Below are 22,592 nucleotides of genomic sequence, written 5' to 3'. Positions count from 1 at the left end.
AAACCCAAAAAGCCCCCTGACAAGTCAGGGGGCTCAGGCCTATTTTCCTGTTAACAAACGGTAAATGACCTGGGCGCTTTCCGCGCGGGTCGTCTGGCCTTGCGGAAGGAGCAGACCGTTTCCGCTGCCCGTCAGCAATCCCAGCTTGGCTGCCGTTTGCACGGCATCGCGCGCCCATGGGCTGATCCGGCCGGCGTCCGTAAATACGGTATCTACGCCGGAAACGCCGGAATTTGCCGGATGCTTCGCATGGTATGCTCTGACAAGCATCACGGCCATTTCCTCGCGGGTAATCACCGCGTTTGGTTCAAAGACGGCTTCGGAACGCCCTTGCACGATGCCCGCTTCATGCACGGCGGCTACGGACGCCGCATACCAAGCATCGCCAGGCACGTCGGCAAATGCCGCCGCCTGCTTCGCTTCAAGCCCCATAGCGCGCGCGATCAGGGCGGCGAATTCCGCACGCGTCACGCTGCGCTGCGGCTCGAACCGGTCTGAGCTTGTTCCGGTTGCGATTTGGCGCGCAGCGAGGTAGGAAACGGCGTCAGACGCCCAGTGGCCTGCAGGCAGATCGGCAAATCCCTTCCGCCATTCCAAAGCCGCATACGTGCCGGGCTTCCGAATGTCTGCCGTTAGGGTTCCCCCGGCATTCGAGGCGTCGCCGATCCATTCCAAGGCGCCGTCGTCCGATACCCGATACAACGCCGTCAAGTTCCGTTTTGCCTGGTCTTGGGTTTTGAGGCTCAGACGCAAAGCCGGATGAAACGACGACAGCTCCTTCATCGTTTTTCCGCTTCCATCGATCAGCAGCAGCTTCAGATCGTACCACTCCGATTGCTTCGCGAGCTGCGCCCCGGACTTCGCGCCCGCCTTCGACAGAAGCTGCTGCACCGCCGAAGCGTCGACGGCTGCAAGCTGCAGGCAAATTTGCCGGCCTGGCGCTGCACCGTCGGCAGCGGCCTTCAGCTGCTCCAAAACGGCGGCCGGAACGGTTACCGTATCGGCACCGCGCTTCACTTGGAGCGCCGCGCCTTGCAGCAGGCTTCCCGTTTGAACCGGAAGCAGCACGCGGTCGGCGCTTCCCGCATCAATTTCGGCAGTGCTGCCGTTGCCGCGATGGTTCACTGCCGTTGTGATCTGTTCGACGGTGAACACGGCGGTTTTGGCATCCTTTTCGCTAGGGCTGCCGCCCGGGCTTGACGGGGTGCCGGAAGAGCTGCCCGGCGCACTGCCGCCTGCTCCGCCCGAACCTCCGCCTTCTTGGCCGCCATTGCCGCCGTCCCCGCCTTTATGGGACACGGTGACGGTGCTTTGTGCCTGATAACCGCCGTCGTGGGTCGTGACGGTTATCGTTGCGGTACCTGCTTTCAGCGGCGTTACGGTGCCGTTGGCATCGACTTTCGCGACAGTTTCGTCGCTCGAAGCGAACGACACCGCCTTGTCGGCTGCATCCTCCGGTTGAACGCGGGCGGTCAACGTTCCGACAGAGCCGCCTTCCGTCAAATGCAGCTCGTTCGGAGCAAGCGTCACGCCGGTGACGCGAACGGGATTCGGTTCGCCTTCCTTGTCCTTGCGCGTAATGGCGAGCTCAATCGTTTTGGTTGCCTTGGCGGCCCGCCCCTTATCCTCATACCACGGCAAGTTTAACGTCTCCGCGCTTGGCTCGGTATGGACGGAGAAGCGGTTCATGCCCGGAAGCAACGGAATGTCCCGGACCTCCACGTTCCCTTTGGCATCCAGCGCATCCGCCGGAATCGGCTGCCCGTTGATGGTCACGGCCGAACCGTATGGAACGTTGGCTTTTAACGTAAAGCGGTCCTCGGTCGTTTCGTAGGCGATCGCCTCACCGTAGGAAGTCCGCGGAAGCATAACGATCATCGGCATATCCACCCAGCGCAGAACGTAATCGTTGACGGTCATCTTGTTGCCGCCCTCGTTTTTGACGGTCAGCTTCATGTTCGTATTTTCGGAGGAATACGCATAGTTGCTCATGTCTGAAGGATCGTCGGCCACGCGGGAATGGGAGGTCAGCGCTTCGGTATCCCAGGTTCCCCGCGTATATTTGTATTCGATCTGTTTTCCGGCCATCATTTTGAAATCGTATTCCACGATGTCCCGGGTGGTCGCCCCGCTTGGCACGTTCAGCTTCCCTCCGGCCTGGTTCCAGCCGTTGATCGTCCCCGCGATGTAAATATCGTCCTCTACCGGCGTGTAGCTCGGCAAATGCAAGCGGAGCTTGACGTCGACCATGACGAGCTTCGGCGTCACCGTCTGCTCATCCGAGAAAGCCCGATTATAAAACGCATCGATCGCTGCGACCCGGTACGTGTACGTCGTGTCGTTGGTTACCGTAAAATCCGTGTAGCCCTGCGCCGAAGCATCGAGAACGGCCAGCTTTTTGAAATTCCCCCCGTCCTGCTTGCGGTAGACCTCGAATTTGAACGCGCCGCCCGCGTGGGTCCACGCCAACTGGGCGCGGCTCGATTCGGTGCCGATCGAAGCCAGGACCGGTGCTTCCGGCGGCGTCGTATTCACCGGGTCGGCATAGACATCGACATTTGCGGATGCAGATTCCGTATATGTCTGTCCGTTGTCGGTGGACACCTTGGCGAAATAATGGAAGGTCCCGGCTTCCGTCGGTTCAAACGCAGCCCAGTACACCTTCCGCCCGTCCGGCGTATCTTCCGAATAACGCAGCTTGGTTTCGCCCGCATCCTCCTTGTTATCGCCTTCCTTGTAAAAAGCCAGCTTCGCGGCAACCCCCGGCATTTCTTTTCCGGCGTAAGCAGGATGATCCGATAATCCCGGGATGTGGATCGTGACTTGGATTGGCGAAGTCTTATGCCCCGCCCCCAAGGTCACGGGCGTCGAGGTGCCTGTGATTTCCACCGATTGCACCGGATAAAAAGGCGTAGCGGATGCGTAATCGCTCAAACCGCTCTCCCCATCCGGCGTGACCGCCGTCACGGCATAATAATATTTCGTTCCGTTCTGTACGTTCGTATCCGTCCAGTCCGTTCCGTTCACCGTTGCGGCTTGCTCGAGCGTCCCGCCTTCGATCGGTGCGCGGTAAATGCGGTAAGACGCCGCTTCCGGAACGGCCTTCCACGACAGCGCGACGGAGCCGTTGCCTCCGATGGCCTGCAGTTCGCTCACTTTAGGCACGGCCTTCAGGCTCGCATCCGAAGTCATCATCATGCCGCTCATCGCCTTGACCGTCAAACTGGCCTTTCCGTCCTTGAATTGAACCGTCGTTCCGCTTCCCAGCCGGTCGGTGAGGCTGATATCGGATGGCAGAAAACCGGCGGTGTCGAGGCTGATCGTCGCGTCGCTGCCGCCGCGGTTGACGATGACGAGACCCGCCTGGGCATCGGTTTTGCGCGCATAAGCGATGACGTCGCCTTCGTCATAGGCCACCTTTAGATCGCCCGTACGGAATACCTCGTTGTCGTTTCGGATTTCAGCCGCCTTTTGGTAGGTGACCAGCAGATTCGCGTATTTCCCCGTTCCCGCATAACCTCCCCCGGTTTCGCTTACCCGTTCCCACGGGAATGTCCGGCGGGAGTCCGGATCTTTTGTGCCTTCCAAGCCTACTTCATCCCCATAGTAGATCGTGGGCGCTCCCGGGTAGCCCATCTGGAAAATGGCCGTCAGCGCCTGCATGCCAAGCGCCCGGTCCGACGGGCTTGGAGCGATCTGCAAATGCTCTTCTTCCCAGGACGGTTTGTCGTATTTGGTGATCGAGCGGATGGTATCGTGCGAATCCACCAAATTCAGCATGACTTCCCACGCCTCTTGCGGATAATCCTCGCGGATCGATTCCAGCGATTCATGGAACTGGGCGGCGTTCCCGTTCAGGACAAACGTTTGCAAAGCGCTGCGGAAGCGGTAGTTCATCACCGAATCGAACTGGTCGCCAAGCAAAAACCTGGTCGCCACGCCCCACTCTTCGCCCAAAATGATCGGGTCGTCGATGGGCTCGCCGTTGGCGTCGGTCCGTCCCTCCGTCGATTTGACGGCTTTGCGGAACTGCTCCCACGTGCCCGAGGACACGTCAGGCGCAACATCCAGCCGCCAGCCCCGGGCGCCGAGCCATTCCCAGCGCTGGGAGTTGGCCTCCTGCATCCGCTGTGCCGCCTGGTCATCCGATAGGCCCGTCAAGTCATGGCCGATCACCTGATCCCGGTATCCTTGAACGTTCCATTCGTGGTTGCCGGACAGACCATCCGCATCGCCGGCGGCCGGTTCGGGCGCATCAATGACGGGCAGGGAGTCGAACCCCCACCAGCCTTCGTATTTGTAATGGCCGTCGACCTTTTCGTTCGATACCTTGAACCATGTCGTAAAGTCAAAGTCTTCAGGGTAAGCATAATGCTTGCCCGTCGCCGGATTGATTTGGGACGTAAACGAATCAACCACCTGCTGCTTGGCCTTCTCCAACGTCAGGCTTGAATCCGCATTCATTTTGTCGTAAACCTTCGACCAAAATTCGTAAGCCCCGATCTCCGGATATTTCTCATAACGGTCAAAATAAATGGAGTCGTCGCCGACATGGTTAAACACGCCGTCCACGATCAGCCGGATGCCTTTGGCGCGCGCCTGTTTGGCAAACTCGGCAAAGACGCGGTCGGATGCGGTTCTTGTCGCTTCGTAGTTCAAACCCGAGGTCGGGTCGCCCGGCTTGTTATACACCGGCTCGCCGAACATCGGATCCAGATGCTTATAGTCGGTGGCGTCGTACTTATGGTTGGAAGCCGCCCAAGCGACCGGGTTGAAATAAATGACGGTAACGCCAAGCGATTTTAAATAATCCAGCTTTTTCGCCACGCCTTGGATATCCCCGCCGTAGAATTCGTTCGTCCACACGCCGTCGGACTTGGCATCCGGGAAATAAGGCTTGTTTTGCGGGAGCACGCGGTCCGGGTTTTCCGGCACGTCGCTCCACGAGCCTGCAACATCCTCCGGCACGGGGTCGCCCGGGACGCCGCCATCGAAAAATTGGAGCTTATGCCCGTTTTTCGACGTCATCGTTTCGCCCGGCATGGCGCCGCCGCGGTAACCGTCCACGATTTTCGCCCGGTTGTTGTCCGGGTTGCCGTCGAGGAACCGGTCCGGGAAAATCTGATACACGACCGCGTTTTTCATCCAGTCCGGCGTTTTAAAATCCTTCTTGTACACGGTCAGCTCGTACGGGAGCACCCCGTCGTCAGCCGTGGTGCCTGTTCCGCCGCGGTTGTTGTCGTCCCCGTACTCCACCTTGGACATCCCGTCGACGAGAATGAATTTATAATTCCATACGCCGATGCCTTGAAAAGCCGTTTTCGGAATCGTGGCCTCCCAATAGTCCAGCCCTCCAAAGGAAGTCGCCACATGCATATCGTAAGCGGAAGACATCCCCTCGGGATTCGTCAGCTCCACGCGCGCGACCTGGACGTCCCCCGCCTCGGCCGCGATCCGCAGCGTGACGTCTTCCGTTTGCTCCTTGACGGCTCCGAAAGGCTTTTTATAAGTCATCTGACGCGAATCGAAATACAGCTTTCCCTTGTTGATTCTGCCGTCGTAAGCGGCGTCGGAAGGCATGTAGTTGGTCGTCAGCACCGGTTTCGGCTGGCTGAGATCAATGGAAAATATGACGTCGGACGGATCCAGAACGTTCAAAAGAAAATTATTGCCGTTTTCGTCCCCGTAATTCGGGGTTCCATCCCACCGGTCCCCCAGCACCACCTTCATCTCGTATTTGCCTGCAGGCACCGGGCGCTGCAGCTCATACACCGAACCGTCAAACCGGGTATCGACGAACATCTGCTTCGCTTCGCCCGGAGCCCACTCGTTTTCGCCGAACAGCTTTTGGATATTGCCTACCAGCCTCGGCCATTCGGCTTCGGTCAGCTTGGGCGCATATTGCGGCAGGCCCTGCACGTTCGGCAGATTGATGCGCGCCTCGCCAAGCTTTTCGTTGACGTAAATATTCACCTTTGCGGGGGCATCCAAATCGAACGCAAAATTGTTGCCGTTGTTCGAAAACCCGTCCCAGGTGCCGCTTTTAACGATTTTGAACTCATGATGGCCCGCATCCAGCACCGCGGAATATTGATAAAAATCTCCCGTCAGATGCTTCATTCGCGTCTCTTCGGAGCTGTTGTTCCAGCCCTGGAAGCTGCCGGCGACCACCCATTTGGACGCGCCTCCCGGCTGATCAACCAGCGGGTCGGGCGCCAGCCCGGAGAGTCCGGCCTTCGCCGCAGGTTCTGCAGGCGGCTGTTCCGAGGCTGCGGCCTCCACCGTGATTTTGCTGTCGGGGCCGTCCGCCGGAAGGTTGCCCGGGTCGGAAAAGCGGATGTCTCCCGTCCCTTCGGAGGAAGCGACAAACGCATACGTATACTCCCCGGCCGGAAGCGTCTCCGTCGCGTATTGATACGTGCCGCTTTCGAGCGCAAGCGGGTGTTGGTCCGCTCCCCCGGAAGCGTCAAAGCTTCCCGTCACCTTGAACACAGGGGTATAGGACAGGCGCAAAACGCCTTGATCATCGGCGGAAGCCGTCAGGGGCGACCCGCTTTGCTGCACGCCGTTGACGGCAATAGCATAGGCATATTCCTCTCCGGCTTGCAGCCCGGGGACTTCAGCCGTGTATGTACCGTCGTTGTCCGGATCGGTGAGTTCCGCCGTCTCATTCCATCCTGCGGATGCGCCTGAAGCCGTGACCTGAATCAGCGTTTGCGGCAGCCGGAAATAAATCTTGCCTTCCTCCGCGTACGTGCTTTTCGGCCCGGCCTCCGCCGCCTCAGCCAAAACCGGGCGGAAAACGCCGGCCATCAGTTCGATTGTCATCATGACCGCCAATAGCAAAGACAACACGCGGATTGGTTTTTTTCTGCGATAGCTCATATAAGGCCTCCTTGATAAAAGTGATGATCAAAACCTGGTTCATTCACTGGGCAAACGTTTGCACAAACGCAAATAAACCTCCTTTATTGTTTTTGTATGTCAAACCCTGATGCTTGAAATCAAAACTGATTTCATCTTATTATGAAAACGCTTACCCGTCAATCGGCGCCAAGTTTTTTCTTCCGGCATTTTACCATCCTATTTTGCATCTTTGGGGCAATTGGTATTTTCGGGGAGCTTTACCCCTTCATGCTGATCATCGTCGCCTTTTCGTTCGATGACCCCGCCGCGGCCCACAACGGGTTTGTCTACACTTACGTTGCGATCCTGTTGAGTTATCCGCTGGGCCCTCTGCTTTCGTTTAAGATCAAAAAAAGCTTCCGAAAAGAACCGGCCGCCGCCGACTTTCTGGAAGCTTTTGATCTATAGGTAACCCCATTCTTTCTACCCTTGCTGCGATTTCATATACTCCTTTTTCGCTTTATACGCAAAAGCGGCATACACGAGAATCATGATCGGAATGACCGCCCAGCTAAACCCTCTCATAACGGCGAACGGCGTTTCAAACAGGAAGGATCTCCAAAATTGCGATCCGCTCATCTCCCATAATCCCGGTGTATAGTAGAGCAGCTTGGGCTTCACAAAAGCCGTCACTTGAATCGCGCCCGTCGAAATCAAAACCGCAAAAAGCGGAATGAAGCTGCAAGCCAGCGACAGCCACATATCCGAGATGCGTTTGTACCGGGCCGCCTTCGAATTGACGTCGGAAAAAATGTCGTCGTCTCCCCAGTCGCCCGTTTGCTTAAAATATTGGGCTCCGGAGCTTTTTGTCCCCGCGACGTGGGTCCAGCCGCAGTCCTCGAACAATGCCTTGTAGTCCTCGAAGTCCTGGCGGGTTTTAAAGAACCGGTAATCGATGCGGTAATTGGCCTCTTCCGGTTTTGCAGGCGCAAATTCATAAGCCACCGATTTGTTGATCAATTGGTATCCCTGACGGGCCATCTCGTTTAACCACTGTTCCTCACGGTCGAAATTCGTGAAAAATTTCATCTTTTTCATGGCGATTCCTCCTTTCTTACGATCCCATGATCGCTGTTGTCACTTCAATCATATGTTTCATTCGTTCAAAGTCCTGGCGCAATATGGCAAGCCCCTGGTCGGTTATGACGTATACCTTGCGGCGGCTGTCCTCGCTTTGGACCGGCTGGATCCATTTCTGCTTCAGCAGGTTTTCCACGGCCCCGTAAAGCGTCCCGGCAGCCATCTTTACCTGGCCGGCGCTCATCTCCTCCACCTTTTGCATGATCAAATATCCATGGGCGGGTTCCCGCAAAGCAAGCAATATATAATAAACCGTTTCCGTCAGCGGCAAATGTCTGTCCCGGCTCAAGATGATACCCCCTTTATTCAGCTCCGCTGTATATCGTCAAACTGTATAGTTACACTATATATAGTCAGACTGTATATTGCAACTGTTTTTTTATTTTGCCAAGCCATCTTCGATCTTGAGGTCATACTTTGCTCCGGCAGGCTTATGAATAAAGAGTGCAGCTACATTCGCATTCGCCGTAAATGCGATCCACAAACATACTCATTCGAAAGAAACGAGGTGTTCTGTTGTTTCATTTTCGAAAAAAAGGAGGCCGTCTCCCCAAAATGTTAGCAGCCCTACTTGCGGCCGGGGTCGCAGCCATGGCCCTTCAGACCGCGGCCGCTGCGGCCGAAACGCCAAAAGCCGATCACCAGCCTTACATGCACGGGTACAACGTCGACCAGATCAAAAGCTGGAGCCCGGAAACCGACCGCTTCGCCAAATATTTCAGGTCCCGCGTCCCGCTGGCCGAGCGCATTCCCGCCTTTGCCCCGACCCAGGCCAACCCGGCATTAAGCGCCGAACCGCAAGTCATGAACTTATCCGCGGATTACGATAAGGAGGCTTTTTTCGAGGCGTACCGCTACAATGACTCCTTCTCCCGGAATTTGCTGAACTTTTGGCAGTACACCGACCTTTACGGGTCATGGCACGGGCTCCCGGTAGACGGCTCTTCGGTGACGAATCCCGAGTTTGGCGTGATCAACCTGCCGAATCCGGCGTATACGGATGCCGCGCACCGAAACGGCGTGCTCAGTTTGGGCGGATGGTTCTGGCCCAGAGCGGGGCAAAACTTCTCCGACTGGGTCGAGAAAAAGCCGGACGGATCGTTCCCGGTAGCGGATAAAATGATCGAGATGGCGCAGTATTTCGGATTTGACGGCTATTTTATCAATCAGGAAGCAAGCATTTCCAAAGAAAACGCCCAGAAGCTGATGGAGATGATCAAATATTTGCGCGCGAAAGCGCCGGAAGGTTTCCATCTGCAGTGGTACGATTCCTTGTCGGTGGACGGCAGGGTCAGCTACGTGAACGGCTTCAGCAGCAGCAACGCGCCTTGGATCGTGGATAACGGGGTGCCGGTCAACAACAGCATCTTCATGAACTATGCCTGGAACGAAACGAGGTTGGCGAATGCGCATGCTTATGCGCAAAGCCTGGGCTTGGACCCGTACAAGGTGCTGTTTGCAGGTACGGAAAACGATAAATACGGCTACAATCCGCCGTACGACCCCCGGTGGATTTTTCCGGCAGGCAAGGCGCCAAAAAGCGGATGGGCGTTGTTCGGAACCGATATGGTATGGAACAAAGCCCCGAACAAATTCGACCCGAATGTGCAGGAGGAGGTATTCCGGCGGGAACGGGTCTACTGGTCGGGGCCGAATCAGGACCCTACCCGCACGGGCCGCACGCTGACGACGGGCTGCAGCCCATACCCGGACCAGGGGGTTCCGAACAACCCGACGGAATACCGCTGCTGGGACGGGGTGGCGCATTTTATCCCGGAGCGGTCGGTGATCGGCTCCTATCCGTTCCTGAGTTCCTTCAATACGGGGCACGGCACCGCCTTTTTCCTGGATGGGGAAATATCCAGCGCGAAGGAATGGAACAACGCCGGCATCCAGGACATTTTGCCGAGCTGGCAGTGGTGGGCGAAAAGCGCCGGGACCGGCGCGCCGCTGGCTGCATCCTTCGATTACGGTACGGCCTACGACGGCGGTTCGTCGCTTAAGGTGTCCGGTAACCTGGGTGCCGCCAACCCGACCGATCTCCGTTTGTTCAAAACAAAGCTTGCGATCTCGAATGACGTGAACCTGTCCATCATGTATAAGTCGGATGCCGCCGGCACGCCGACGCATATGAAGGCCGCGCTCCTGTTCGAGGATCAGCCGGACCGGTTCGAATATATCGATATCGGCAGCAGCGATACGGCAGGTTGGAATACCAAAACATTAAGCCTCGGAGCTTACAGCGGGCGTACCCTGGCGACGATCGGGCTGCATTTCGCGTCTGCCGGAACGGTCGACTACCGCATGAATATCGGACGGATGGCCGTAACGAAAGGCGCTTCCGAACAGCCTGCCGCTCCTGCAGACTTGAAGATCGATGAGGCTTACGTGAAAGGCAATCAGGCGGAGCTGTTTGTATCCTGGACATGGAATCCGGACCATGCGGCGTATTACGATCTTTACCGGATCAAGCCGGACGGCAATAAGGAAGCGATCGGGCGGATCATGGACGAAGTTTATTACGTCAAATCGCTGGAGAGGATCGGCAGCGAAGCGGAAACGACGATCGAACTGGTCGCCGTCGGCCCGGACGGAACCCGCAGTTCTGCCGTGCAGACGAAGCTGAAGTGGGACTGAGCAGAACACTTGACGATGGCCGTCTTCCCCTGGAAGGCGGCTGCTTGATTTAGGGGCGTTATCCTTCGTGGTAATATACATTGGCTGGAGATTCGGTCCTAAATTTGATCGATTGTATATTTTGTAGTATACATATGACAAGCGAACATTTTTCGAAAGGAGTGAATTACGCGCTGCCATGGAGGCGATGGGGCGTTCATGCCACAACTATATTCTGGAGGATTTATGACCCGTTCCAAGAAAAAAAGAAGCATTTATCGCACTGTCATACTTAGCTGTATCAGCGTTATCGGACTGTTGATTGTGATCGCCGGAGCTTATGCGGGGGTATTGCACCATAAAGCCATGTCAGCCTTACATAAAATTTCCGCCGCCGAATACCAGGCTCCGCAGCAGCAGGAAGTTGCGCATCAGGTACCCAAAGCGGACGCCGAAATCGAAAGCATCGGCGAAGAAGACATGAAGCCGGTGACGTTTCTGCTTGCGGGCGTCGACAACCGCGAGGGCAGCGGCGGAACGATGAACACCGACGTCATGATGATCGCGACGCTGAACCCGAAGACCAAATCGGCCAGCCTGCTCTCGATCCCGCGCGACTTAAAAATCACGCCTGCCGGACAAACAAGCCATAAAGCAAACTACTTTTACGCCCACCACTACATCCAGGACAAAACGACCGCGATGGCCGAAACCAAGCAATTATTCGGGGAGCTGCTGCAGATCCCGATCGATTATATGGTGCTCATCAATTTTGACGGGTTCCGTCAGGCGGTGGACGCCGTTGGCGGACTCGAGATCGACGTCGACATGGATATGCGGTATATCGATAACGCGGACGGGACGCATATCAACCTGACCAAAGGGCTGCAGCATCTCGACGGACAGCAAACGCTCGACTTCGTCCGATACCGCAAATCCAATGACGGCACCGGGCCTTCTTCCGATTTTGACCGCAACAGACGCCAGCAGCAGGTCCTGAACCAAATGCTGGACAAACTGACTTCCCTGAACGGCATCGGCCAGTGGGGAGACATGTTGGATATTATCGGCGATAACGTCAAAACGGATATTCCGGAGGAAAAGCTGAAGCGGTGGCTCTTCAATTTCAAACAAATGAAACCCGACACGACCCGTATGCTAAACGTGGAAGGCGACTGGAAAAGCCCGTTCGTGTATTGGAACAAAGAGGATTTAACGCAGGCGATGGAAGCCTTATACTCCAATCTCGGCCTGAACAAGAAAGCGAAAAACAATTACGGAAAACATATCGGGCTGTATACGAAACCCAATTCGCGATAACCAATGGGACGGCATGATCGATCTATATTTTCCGGCTTACACGTTCTAATCCTCGAATAGATGAAACGGGACAAACCACAACCCGCCGCGCCGGGCACCGGCGTACGGCGGGTTGTTCACTGTATTTTCGCGGGGCTGCGAGCCTCGGAAGGATCCTACTTGATAAAACTGATGATAATCAGGATGACGAATAAAACAGGCACGATAAAAACGAAAAAGTACCCCAAATACCTTACGGGCGCAGGCATGCTGTCGAAATGCACCCTTTTCGGCCCGCCCCCGCCTTCGATCCGCTGCATGGGCAGCAATGGATCGTCAACGTATCTCGTCTCTTCCGCTGCTTGATGAGCAAATACAGGATCCCCCGTTGCCTGACCTTCGTGAATCCGGTTCTTCCCTTTATCATTCATTTCGTGTTCAGCTCCTTAAATGAATGCAATCAAAAAATGATGCGCTCTATTATAAGAACAATAAGTATAAGGAGAAGTTTGATAAATGAATGCGTTCTGAAAAAATAAAGGACAAAGCCCTGACCGTCATTAGGAGGCCAGGGCTTTGCCGTTATTTATGGTATCATGCAGCCCGGTCTTTTCCCTTCCGCGAGCAGACCATTGATGCGTTCAATCAATGCCGGCAGCTCAGCCAACGTACGGATCGTAAAATCCGCCCCATGCCGCATGAATACCTTTTGCGTTTTTTCGATCGCCGCTTCTTTTTCCGAGTCCGCCAAGCCGTGGTACGCCTCTTCGCCCAGTCCCATTTCGGAGCTGCCGACGGCCACCCCGACCGACCATACGCCGGCCTGCACGCCTTCCTTGATATCGGAAGTGGTGTCGCCTACCTTGACGACCTTCCAAGCCGCAGACAATTTGAGATGCTCCATATTGCGGTAGATCATGTAAGGGTACGGCCTTCCGTACGACCCGGTATCGTCCGGCGTCACGACGTGATCCGGCCCGTATCCTTTTTCGCGGGCGCCCGTGACGACCACCTCCATCATGGAACTCGTGTAGCCGGTCGTCGAACCGATCTTCAGCCCTTGGGCGCGCAGTACGTCCACCGTGTCAATGACGCCCGGAATCGGATTCGTATACTCGGATAAGGACACCATCAATGCAGGTTCGAATTCGGCGTACAGCCGGTTGACGTCTTCTTCGTTAAAAGCCCTGCCGTAAGCCTCTTCCCACAGCGCCGACACCCTCGGCATGGACAGCATGGCGCGGATATGATCTATTTTCAGCATTCCCATCGGGCCGCGCGCTTCTTCCATCGTCACTTCGATGCCCGCCTTTTTGAATATGTCCACAAATACGTTCACCGGCGCGAAACAACCAAAATCCACCGCCGTTCCGGCCCAGTCCAAAATAACGCCTTCGATCTTGTTCATCGTCCCGTTCCTCCCATGTAATCGCTAATAATGCCGCATAACCGCTCGATGTCATCCGGATAAATCTCGCCGATATTGCCGATCCGGAACGTATCGGCGTCCGTTAGCTTGCCGGGATAAATCACGTATCCCCGTTCCTTCACGTAAGCATAAAAGTCTCCAAAGCGAAAACGTTCGTCCGGGAATAAAAAGGTCGTGATGATCGGCGACTGCTTCTCTTCCGAAATATAGGCCGGAATGCCGATTTCCGCAAGCTTTTGGCGCAGCAAACGGTTATTTTGCAGATACCGCGCATGCCTTGCCGATACCCCGCCTTCTTCCATGAGCTCATCCAGCGCTTTCGAAAAAGCCGCCACGACATGGGTAGGCGACGTAAACCGCCACTTACCGTCCTTGTCCATTCCTTTCCATTGATCGTATAAATCCAGGGACAAACTCCTCGCGACGCCTTGGCAGCCTTTCAATTTATTCAGCTTGGCGATGACGAATCCGAAGCCCGGCACGCCTTGAATGCATTTGTTGGCGCTGCTGATCAGATAGTCGATGCCCAGCCCCGCCACGTCGATGCCGATGCCGCCGAAGCTGCTCATCGCGTCGATGATGAGGGTTTTTCCGTATTCCTTGGACAGCTTCGCCACCGTCTCCAGCGGGTTCAAAATGCCCGTCGTCGTCTCGCAGTGGACCATCGCGATATGCGTGATGTCCGGATCCGCCGCCAGCACCGCCCGAAGCTCCGCTTCCTCCGGCTGCGCATCATAACGGACCCGGTACGGCGTGTAGTTCAGGCCGATATATTCGGCCATCTGGACGATCCGCTCGCCATACGCCCCGTTGGCCACGATCAGCACCTTGTCGTCGTCGGACACGGCCGAGGTCATCACGGACTCTACCGCAAACGTGCCGCTGCCCTGCATCAGCACGGCGGTATATTCGTCCGGGCCTGCTCCCGCAAGCGACAGCAGCTGCGACCGGATTTTTTGCGTAATCGATTTATAGTCGTCGTCCCACGTGCAGCGGTCAAACAGCATCTCTTCCTTCACCGCGGCGGTCGTGGTGAGCGGTCCCGGGGTTAACAGCTTGTAATTGTTCATTTTGCTTGGCTCCCTTGTTCGGTTTGAATTTCAGGCATCGGTTGCAGCCTATTGGGCTGCCTCAAAAAATTGCTGATGTTTCTTGAGCAGCTCGACGGTCAGCGGTTCGACGAATTTCATCGGATGCGCAGGCTGATTGGCGTTTTCCACCGTCTCGCCTTTGTACAGCGCCACCGGATAATTGGTGATCAGATCCTTCCGGGCGTCTTTGATGATCGTTTCCGCCATTTTCATCGCCAGGTCCGTCACGGCATTTTTCTTGTCCACGACCGCCACGGATTCGGTGAGCGAAAAGTTGCCCTCAGCAGGGTCCAAGTAGTCGATCGGCGCGCCGGACGCTTTCGCTTTGACGGCCTGGTGGCGCAAGCCGAAGCCTGCAGCGACCTCTCCCGCCTGCACCTTTTTGATCGGACCGGAGCCGGAGCTTTCCAGGTGCGGGCCAACATTTGCGATCAGGTCATGGAGCACGGTTTTGCCTTCTTCCTGGCCGTATTGGCTAATGACCGCTTGAACGAGCAGCCAGCCGGTCGAGGAGTCCATAATGTTCGGGATCGAGACAAGGCCTTTGAATTCGGGCTTCGTCAGGTCTTTGATCGACGCCGGCATCGGCAAACCTTTTTGCTTCAGCACTTCGGTATTGACGAAAATCGAACCGGTGTTGGCCAATATCGGCGTATAATAGGACGGGTATGATTCCAGCGCATCCGTCGTAAACGACAGATCCTTGTACATGGCATACTGGCTTTGCGAGCTTTCGATAAAATAAGAGCTCATCGTGATGAGATCAGCTTCGATCTTGCCGCCTTCGGCCATCAGTTTGCCGCCGAGCTCCGAGGTGCCGAGCGATTGCAGCACGTATTTGCCGTCATACCCGGCGTTTTTCAGCGCGGTTTCCATGGAGGCGACGGCCTCTTCGTCCGCGTTCGTGTAAATGACGACCTTATTCGCTTCCTCCGCTTTGCCGCTGCCGCAGCCCGTCATGGCAAGCACGAAGCCGATGGCGAATAACGTAAGCAGCAAACTTTTGAATGTTTTGGACATGTCGTAAATCCCTCGCTTTTTATTTTTAATGGTGAGTATATGGTGCTGAAATGTACTAGCGCACCGCCCTCCTCCGCTGCATCCAATCGCACGCCGCTTTGATCAACAGGTTGGTGAAAAAGATCAGCAGCGACAGCACGAAAATCTCGTTGAACTTGGCGAAATGCTGCAGCTCCTTGATTTTGCTCGCCACAACCGAGGTTTGCGCCGACACCAGGAAGATGATCCCGCTGATCGTCACCATCGAATTGACGAAATAATAAGCGAACATTTCGATGATCGCGGACGCCGAATTCGGCAGCACCACCCGGTACACCGTCTTGAACCAGCTGTCCCCGAGCAGCTCGCCCGTCGTTTCCCAGGACGGATTCATTTTGGAAAGGGCGTTTTTGGCCATTAAATACGGCGTCGTGAACAGATGCACGATGTTGCACAGCACGAGGATGGCGAACGTCCCCTTCAGGCTGCTCCCGTTAAACAAAAGCAGGTACGCGATCCCCAGCACCATTCCCGGCACCGTATTGGTGATCATCGACACGACATCGGTCGCGCCTTTCGCCTTAAGCTTGGTGCGCACGTTCAGCAGCGCGGCTCCGTATGCGGCCAGCGTCCCCAGCGGCGACGTCAGCAGCGCGACCCAAAGCGAATTTTTGTACACGCCCGTCAAATCGCCGGACGCGAATACGCCGGTGACATGCTTAAGCGTAAAAGCCGTATCGTAAGGAAAGCCGTTCATGAACGGCGCCGCGAACATGACCGCAAAAACGGAAAGCATGCCGGTCACGATCACGGACGACAGAACGCCCAGTCCCGTATCCCGGACCCGGTGCTTCGGCAGCTCGACGGCCGAGATTTTGTCGTAATGGAAATTGAGCTTGTCCAGATACCGCAGCAGCCAGATCCCGAACGCGGCCGGAACCAGCATCACGACGGCGATGACCGCCCCCTGGTTGAAATCCGGGATGGAGCCGAGCATCACCTGGTACAGCTGCGCCGCGATGACCGGATACGTTCCGCCCACCGAAGCAGGAATGCCGAAATCCGTGAAGCTGAGGATAAAAGCGAGCACGAACGCCCCGCCCAGCGCGCCCGCGAGCGGCCGCAGCACCGCATGAAAAAAGCTTCTTGCCGTCCCGTCGCCCATCAGCTTGGACACGATGATGAACTTTTTGTCGATATAACCGAAAGCGTTATGGATCAGCAGAAAAGCCGGCGGCAGCGTGTAGATGACATATCCCGTCAGCAGGCCGTTAAAGCCGTATATTTCAAACAGATTGCGCCCGATCAGCTTCGTGATCAGCCCTTGGTTGCCCAACGAATACATAATGGCGAACCCGTAGGTGATCGTCGGCAGCAGCATCGGCACGAGGACCGCCGTTTTCAGAACGCCTTTGACCGGGCGAAAGATCCGGGTGCAATGAATGGAGTACGCCAAAACGAATCCGAGCACCGTGGCGATGACGGCCGCAGCCGCCGACACCTTGACGCTGTTCGAGACCGCCTCGATCAGACCCCTCCCTTCCCAGACCGCCGCGTAGTTCGCAAACGAAAACCCTTCGCCCGTTTCCAGGGAACGAATCAGCAAAACGAGCAGCGGCAGGAACAAAAACCCGGCGAAAAAGAGCATAAGCAGCGTAAAAACGACGCGCATTTCCGGTTTGACTTTATGCATACATCTCACCGAACAGGTTCAAAATGTTTTGCCGTTTGATGCTCAGCTGCTTAATGATGAACTGCTCGACGAAGTCGTCGGCCGGCCGGTCGATGATGTCCTGGGGCGTGCCGAACTGGGCGATTCGGCCCTGGTTGATGATCAGGATCTTGTCGGACATCGTTAAGGCTTCCTCAGGATCATGGGTCACGATTACCGTCGTCAGCCGGAACTCCCTCGCGATCGATTGGATCCGCTGCTTGATCGATTCCTTGATCACCCCGTCCAGCGCGCTCAGCGGCTCGTCGAGCAGCAGCAGCCTCGGTTTCGTGACAAGCGTTCTCGCCAGCGCCACCCGCTGTTTTTGCCCGCCGGACAGCTCGCCGATGTTTTTGTTCAAATGCGGGGCCAGCTCCAAAAAATCGATATATTCCTGAACCTCCGCAGCGTTCACGCGTCCTTTTTTATTGCGCAATCCGTATAGGATGTTGTCGTAGGCATTCAGGTTCGGAAACAGGGCGTAATCCTGAAACACGATGTTGAAGCCGCGCTTTTTCATCGGGACGCGGGTCAAGTCCTCGTCGCCGAAACGAATGCTGCCGCGGTCCGCCCCGGTCAGGCCTAGAATCAGGTGAAGCAGCGTCGTTTTCCCGCTTCCGCTCGGGCCGAGGAGCGACATGATTTCCCCCGTGCCGATCTCGAAGCTGATGTCGTCCAAAACGGTTTTACCGTCGAATTGTTTGCCAATATGCTGCAGCTTCAGCAAGCCGCCCACCTCCTTAAACACAACCCCAGTATAAAAACCGTATGTCAACCGAGATGCGCGAGCTTGTAAATTTTGCGTAAATTATGCATAACTATTTCATAACTCTTGACTAACTCTATCCCTACTCTAACGATAAAACATGGTGATCTATGTAAAATCTATTGAATCCCAGGGAGGCTGAACGTACACTGGAATTGTTTCGGTTCGAAACGCCAACGTCATAGATGAGCGGGTGAAAGCGATGCTGCCATTGGAGAGGCAAAAGAAAATTCTCGACCTATTAACCGTCAAAAAAGTGCTTAAAATAACGGAGCTGACCGAGGAGCTGGGCATTTCCGTCGATACGCTCCGAAGGGATATCAACCTGCTTGCCGGCCGGGGGAAAATCGAAAAAATCTACGGGGGCATCAAACTTGCGGACCGGTTCGGGGAATCGTCGATGGACGAGCGGATGGTCAACCATTTGGAAGAAAAAGAGCACATCGCCCGCAAATGCAGCGAGTGGATTCAGGACGGCGACTGCATTTATATCGACAGCGGGTCGACGACCTATCAAATTGCCAAATACATCAAGGATAAAAAGAACCTGACGGTCATTACCTGCTCCATACCGGTCATCCAGGAGCTGATGGACACCGATGCCGAGCTGATCATCATCGGGGGCAAAATCCGGAAGGAAGAGCAGTCCGTCGTCGCATTCGATTATATTTTCAATTTTCACGAGCTTAACGTGCGGAAAGCTTTTATCTGCTGCAGCGGGATCACGATCGAAAGGGGCATTTCGGATTATAATCTGGAGGAGGCCGTCACGCGCAAAAAAATGATCGAGCTGTCCAAAGAGGTCATCGTCGCGGCCGACAGCACCAAATTCGGCAAAGACGTCACGGTTGCCATCGCGCCCCTGGAGCGGATCGACACGATCGTGACGGATGCGCATCTGGATCGCAGCTACCTGTCCAAATTCAAAAAAACGGGGACGAACCTGGTCATTGCGGACTGAACGGAACATGCTGCCTGAGGTATGGAACCCATATAGTGGAGCCTTCACGGCGAAAAAGGCAAAATCCGATTCCGCTTAGACGCAACGAAGGAATCGGATTTTTGTATTATTTAGTAGGGATTATGACTCCAGACAAAGGGATGGATCATAAATGGGATCCGCCCGTAGCATCGATCATCTGGCCCGTAACCCATCGCCCGTCGACGGATGCAAGGAACGCAACGATGTCGGCAATGTCCGAGGGCTCCCCAATGCGCCCCAGTGCAGATATTTCCGTTGCATACCGTTGCCCTTCCGGAGTATACAGCCAGGATGCGTTCACATCCGTATCGACGATACCGGGAAGAACCGCATTGACTGTGATGCCTCGTGGTCCAAGCTGCTTTGCCAGTTGAAAGGTGAACGTATTGATCGCTCCTTTGGTAAGGTTATAAGCCATCAATTCCGGCATAGCAATTTTAGTCACTCCAGAGGATATGTTAATGATCCGTCCTTGATCACGCAGACGAGACAACGATTTCTGTACGAGAAAAAACGGGGCTTTGACGTTAACGGCAAATACTTCGTCAAAAGATTCTTCCGTTGTTTCTTCAAGATTTTTTGAAGTACCGATGCCGGCATTGTTGACCAAAATATCAAAATGATGACTGCCTGTTCGCTCTACAAGCTGCCCATCTAGCGATTGAAGCAATGCTTCAACACCCGCAACGGAGTTCAGGTTTGCGCCCACAGCAAATGCTTGCCCCCCGTTTGCTTCGATGGTACTAACCACTTCCTCCGCTGCAGCAAAACGATTGCCGTAATGGACCGCAACCAGAGCCCCTTCTTCTGCCAGCCGCAGCGCGATGCCCCGGCCAATGCCCCGGCTTCCCCCGGTTACTAATGCTGCTTTTCCTTCCAAACGTTTCATTTGTACCACTCCTTATTGTTTGATTAATGACACTCTACACCCTCCACCATAGGGGAGAGTCAACACGTCCAAAAAAAAATCTTTCATCATTCCTTTTGCACGGAACAATGAAAGATTCGGCTTTTTATATTTTTTCAATCGGAATGAGCAATTCAGCCCTCCGGAGTTTCCCATACAGATCTTGATCTGCCGTCAAATAAATTTCCCGGATCGGTTTGGCATCGCTTGGCCGATATCCGTTGGACGATATCCATGTCGCAAGCTCAGCCAATGCCGAACAGGAGGAATGATACGGGTCGCACCAATGAACCAGCGAGGCAGCTTGCTTTAATTCCGGCCAAAAGTGAACGTTCACCCTGTCACTGCCCGGAATAGGCTTTGCAACGGGCAAAGCGACTTCTACATCGATCAAATCCTCTTCGTCGTCGTTGTTATGCCATTGAACGTTTAAAGAGCGGTTGTCATCCTCCTGATGCTCACGCACATATTGTTTAATTTCATCCAAAAGGAGACATAAGTGCGAGCGCGGGATCGTATCGCGAATGGATGCGACAAGCTGGGATTTTACGTTTCGAATGACGATCGGGGCGGCCGGTGAAGGGTCGTCTAAATCCCGAATACGCTCCAGCCCCGAGCTGATCTCCTTCAACCGGCTTTGTGCCTCCTCGATGAATTGCTGCAGTTCCAGCTGCTTGGCCGTCAAAGATTTTTTCACTTCCGCCGGAGAGACATCTTCAGCCAATAGGGACTTGATCTCTTCCAGCGTAAACCCCCGGTTCTTTAAATCGATGATTCGTTGCACGACTAACAGTTGTTCCGCTGAATAATATCGATAACCGGAAGACGGATCGATCGTGTCCGGCTGCAACAATCCCCGCTGATCGTAATAACGCAATGTTTTGACAGATACCCGGCTTAGTTTAGAAAATGTACCGATCTTAAAAATCTTAAGCCCTCTCCTTTCTTTAGGTCGATTAAACCACTAATCATTTCATTCCAAAAAACCGATTTATATGACCCCTTGCATTCAAGCGATTGCTAATTACTTCGATCTTTCATTCAGCAAAACCTCTAACCGATCTTTCGTCTCCTTTCATAGGGCAACGTTTAGGCCGAACTTCATGGAATTAAAGGTAGACAAAAAGGTTCCATGGCAAGAGCGATCAAAAACATCGACGTATAGGATGCGGATTTTCTAGCCCTTCGTGAATAGGCGAAATATGCACACATACAACAAAACGGACCTTTCCCCTGCCGGATGCGACAAGGAAAGATCCGTTTTTGTTTTCATATCGAACCCTAAAAGGAAACTTATCAGCCCTCTTAATCGTATCGATAGACCCGCTCCAACCGGCTGCCCAAGCGGCTTAGAATCTCGTTCGCCACGGTGCCGCACCGCGCGGCGATTTGTCCGGCCGTGATCGTCTCCGCCCCGTCTTGTCCGATGAGCGTGACCGGATCACCCTGCCGGACGCCGGCGATGGAGGTCACGTTGACGGTCAGCTGATCCATGCAGATGCTGCCGACGATGCGTGCCCGCTGCCCGCGAATGAGCACGTACCCGCCATGTTCGGAAAGCGACCTCGGAATCCCGTCGGCATAACCGATGGACACGGTCGCGATCCGAAGGTCGCAGGAAGGAATAAAGTTCCGTCCGTATCCCACCGGATCGCCGGCTTTTACCTCTTTCACTTGAGTCACAACCGACCTTAAGGAAAGGACGGGCCGCAAATCGGCCTTCGTCCGCACCTCGTCTTCCTCACGGCTCATTAGTAAATGCAGATCTAATAAGTCCATTGAAGTGGCATGAACTAGTGAATCATATTCCTAATTTATAATAAAGTGCCGTTTATAACACACCAAAGTCGACACTATAAATCTTCCATATTGACTTTTAGGAAAATAAACAGAAACATATTGAATATTTTACAAATATATACTATTATGATAAATGTAATTTATAACATATAAGGGGGATTTTATTTTGAAAGGGAAATTTATTAAACTTTCTTTGGCGGCAACATTGTTGGTTTCTATCTCACCAATAAATGTTTATGCAGACGAATCAAAAATTGACTTTGAACAGTACCGAATTGAAGCAATCAACCAAGAACTTCTTCTACGAGGCTATTCTAATTTGCAATCCTTTGGAATCACACACGCACTTGACGAGGAGACAAGAAATAATGTTGAGGATTTGAAAAACGCAGAAATTGTATTTATGAAGTTTGATGATTCGGGGCAATTATCCACTGCTGAAAGTTCTGAAAAAGGTAATGTAATTAATAATTTTGTAAAAGAAACACGAGACGTCGAGTATATTTTTACTGTTTCAAATGAAATTGCTTCTCCTTCAATGGCAACTAAATCAGATGTTTCGATTCAGTCAGTTTTGAAAGATACCATTCCGACACCTGCTGGTGCGGATACTGGAGCCTTTCATCGATTAAAAACTCCTACAAGTACAAGAAGTTTAAATTTTACAGGCGGTGTTGCCGATGATGTGACTTTGCCAGGCTATAACTTTGCAAATACTGATGGAGAATCAGCGTATTTATACACTGGTATAGATAATGGAGAGACAGGAATTGCAGAAGTTGGCTTTGGTACATATAATGGTTCAAAAGGAAAAGGCTGGTTCCCCCTATTTCATGCAAGAGCATCTCACAAAGTTATAACCCAACCTGGAAACGAAAAAGACAGTGAAGAGTATTATTTTGATTATCCTGAATTTCGAAAGCCCATAATGGTGGCCAGTTTGTAGCAGGATTAGTAGGCAACAACTGTAATAAACAGGGAAATACCCAGTGGATTACGCGACGAT

At 54.1% G+C, this 22,592-nt stretch carries 17 protein-coding genes; 5 read left to right on the top strand and 12 right to left on the bottom strand.

Features of this window, described 5'->3' with window-relative positions:
- Positions 1-39: 39 nt before the first annotated feature.
- The gene (locus tag NYE48_RS01305; protein WP_340996392.1) at positions 40-6,885 is read right to left on the bottom strand and encodes an alpha-amylase family glycosyl hydrolase; all 6,846 of its coding nucleotides are present in this window, start codon (positions 6,883-6,885) and stop codon (positions 40-42) included.
- Positions 6,886-7,134: 249 nt separating this feature from the next.
- On the opposite strand from NYE48_RS01305, the gene NYE48_RS01300 reads away from it, so the two are divergent.
- Positions 7,135-7,314 (top strand): hypothetical protein, encoded by a 180-nt coding sequence (locus tag NYE48_RS01300; RefSeq protein ID WP_340996391.1) that lies wholly within the window; start codon positions 7,135-7,137, stop codon positions 7,312-7,314.
- A gap of 15 nt (positions 7,315-7,329) precedes the next feature.
- Here NYE48_RS01300 and NYE48_RS01295 read toward each other — a convergent pair whose 3' ends face one another.
- The gene (locus NYE48_RS01295) at positions 7,330-7,944 is read right to left on the bottom strand and encodes a DUF2812 domain-containing protein (protein WP_340996389.1); all 615 of its coding nucleotides are present in this window, start codon (positions 7,942-7,944) and stop codon (positions 7,330-7,332) included.
- 16 nt (positions 7,945-7,960) lie between these two features.
- Complete coding sequence (locus NYE48_RS01290; RefSeq protein WP_036715499.1) at positions 7,961-8,275, bottom strand: PadR family transcriptional regulator; 315 nt, start codon at positions 8,273-8,275, stop codon at positions 7,961-7,963.
- A 266-nt stretch (positions 8,276-8,541) separates the two neighbouring features.
- On the opposite strand from NYE48_RS01290, the gene NYE48_RS01285 reads away from it, so the two are divergent.
- Both NYE48_RS01285 and NYE48_RS01280 read left to right on the top strand, forming a co-directional pair.
- Positions 8,542-10,623, top strand: coding sequence for an endo-beta-N-acetylglucosaminidase (locus NYE48_RS01285; protein WP_340996386.1), 2,082 nt, complete (start codon positions 8,542-8,544; stop codon positions 10,621-10,623).
- Positions 10,624-10,848: 225 nt separating this feature from the next.
- The gene (locus tag NYE48_RS01280; RefSeq protein WP_340996384.1) at positions 10,849-11,922 is read left to right on the top strand and encodes an LCP family protein; all 1,074 of its coding nucleotides are present in this window, start codon (positions 10,849-10,851) and stop codon (positions 11,920-11,922) included.
- A gap of 155 nt (positions 11,923-12,077) precedes the next feature.
- Here NYE48_RS01280 and NYE48_RS01275 read toward each other — a convergent pair whose 3' ends face one another.
- From NYE48_RS01275 to NYE48_RS01250, 6 genes are all read right to left on the bottom strand, one after another.
- Entirely contained in the window at positions 12,078-12,332 is a 255-nt protein-coding gene (locus NYE48_RS01275; RefSeq protein ID WP_212949354.1) for a hypothetical protein, read from the bottom strand.
- A gap of 155 nt (positions 12,333-12,487) precedes the next feature.
- The gene (gene phnX, locus NYE48_RS01270; protein WP_340996381.1) at positions 12,488-13,309 is read right to left on the bottom strand and encodes a phosphonoacetaldehyde hydrolase; all 822 of its coding nucleotides are present in this window, start codon (positions 13,307-13,309) and stop codon (positions 12,488-12,490) included.
- Positions 13,306-14,400: a 2-aminoethylphosphonate--pyruvate transaminase gene (gene phnW / locus NYE48_RS01265; protein WP_340996379.1), complete on the bottom strand. Its 1,095-nt coding sequence runs from the start codon at positions 14,398-14,400 to the stop codon at positions 13,306-13,308. Before phnW ends, phnX begins: the two co-directional genes overlap by 4 nt.
- 48 nt (positions 14,401-14,448) lie before the next feature.
- The gene (locus NYE48_RS01260) at positions 14,449-15,441 is read right to left on the bottom strand and encodes an extracellular solute-binding protein (RefSeq protein ID WP_340996377.1); all 993 of its coding nucleotides are present in this window, start codon (positions 15,439-15,441) and stop codon (positions 14,449-14,451) included.
- Positions 15,442-15,496: 55 nt separating this feature from the next.
- Positions 15,497-17,113 (bottom strand): ABC transporter permease subunit, encoded by a 1,617-nt coding sequence (locus tag NYE48_RS01255; protein ID WP_340996376.1) that lies wholly within the window; start codon positions 17,111-17,113, stop codon positions 15,497-15,499.
- Positions 17,106-17,858 (bottom strand): ABC transporter ATP-binding protein, encoded by a 753-nt coding sequence (locus NYE48_RS01250; protein WP_340996374.1) that lies wholly within the window; start codon positions 17,856-17,858, stop codon positions 17,106-17,108. Before NYE48_RS01250 ends, NYE48_RS01255 begins: the two co-directional genes overlap by 8 nt.
- Positions 17,859-18,099: 241 nt before the next feature.
- On the opposite strand from NYE48_RS01250, the gene NYE48_RS01245 reads away from it, so the two are divergent.
- Positions 18,100-18,858, top strand: coding sequence for a DeoR/GlpR family DNA-binding transcription regulator (locus tag NYE48_RS01245; protein WP_340996371.1), 759 nt, complete (start codon positions 18,100-18,102; stop codon positions 18,856-18,858).
- Positions 18,859-19,003: 145 nt separating this feature from the next.
- On the opposite strand, the gene NYE48_RS01240 is transcribed toward NYE48_RS01245, so the two are convergent.
- From NYE48_RS01240 to NYE48_RS01230, 3 genes are all read right to left on the bottom strand, one after another.
- Positions 19,004-19,768 (bottom strand): SDR family oxidoreductase, encoded by a 765-nt coding sequence (locus NYE48_RS01240; protein ID WP_340996369.1) that lies wholly within the window; start codon positions 19,766-19,768, stop codon positions 19,004-19,006.
- Between the two features lie 124 nt (positions 19,769-19,892).
- Positions 19,893-20,705 (bottom strand): MerR family transcriptional regulator, encoded by an 813-nt coding sequence (locus NYE48_RS01235; protein ID WP_341000583.1) that lies wholly within the window; start codon positions 20,703-20,705, stop codon positions 19,893-19,895.
- A gap of 386 nt (positions 20,706-21,091) precedes the next feature.
- Entirely contained in the window at positions 21,092-21,538 is a 447-nt protein-coding gene (locus NYE48_RS01230) for an alanine racemase (RefSeq protein ID WP_340996368.1), read from the bottom strand.
- A 214-nt stretch (positions 21,539-21,752) separates the two neighbouring features.
- Between NYE48_RS01230 and NYE48_RS01225 the strand changes: the two genes are divergently transcribed.
- Positions 21,753-22,532: a hypothetical protein gene (locus tag NYE48_RS01225; RefSeq protein WP_340996366.1), complete on the top strand. Its 780-nt coding sequence runs from the start codon at positions 21,753-21,755 to the stop codon at positions 22,530-22,532.
- The last annotated feature ends 60 nt before the right edge of the window (positions 22,533-22,592 follow it).

This window comes from Paenibacillus sp. FSL M7-1455, assembly GCF_038004655.1.
Lineage (GTDB): Bacteria > Bacillota > Bacilli > Paenibacillales > Paenibacillaceae > Paenibacillus_AQ > Paenibacillus_AQ cookii.
The sequence above is the reverse complement of the archived record's forward strand: the minus strand, read 5'-3'. Positions and strand labels throughout refer to the sequence as shown.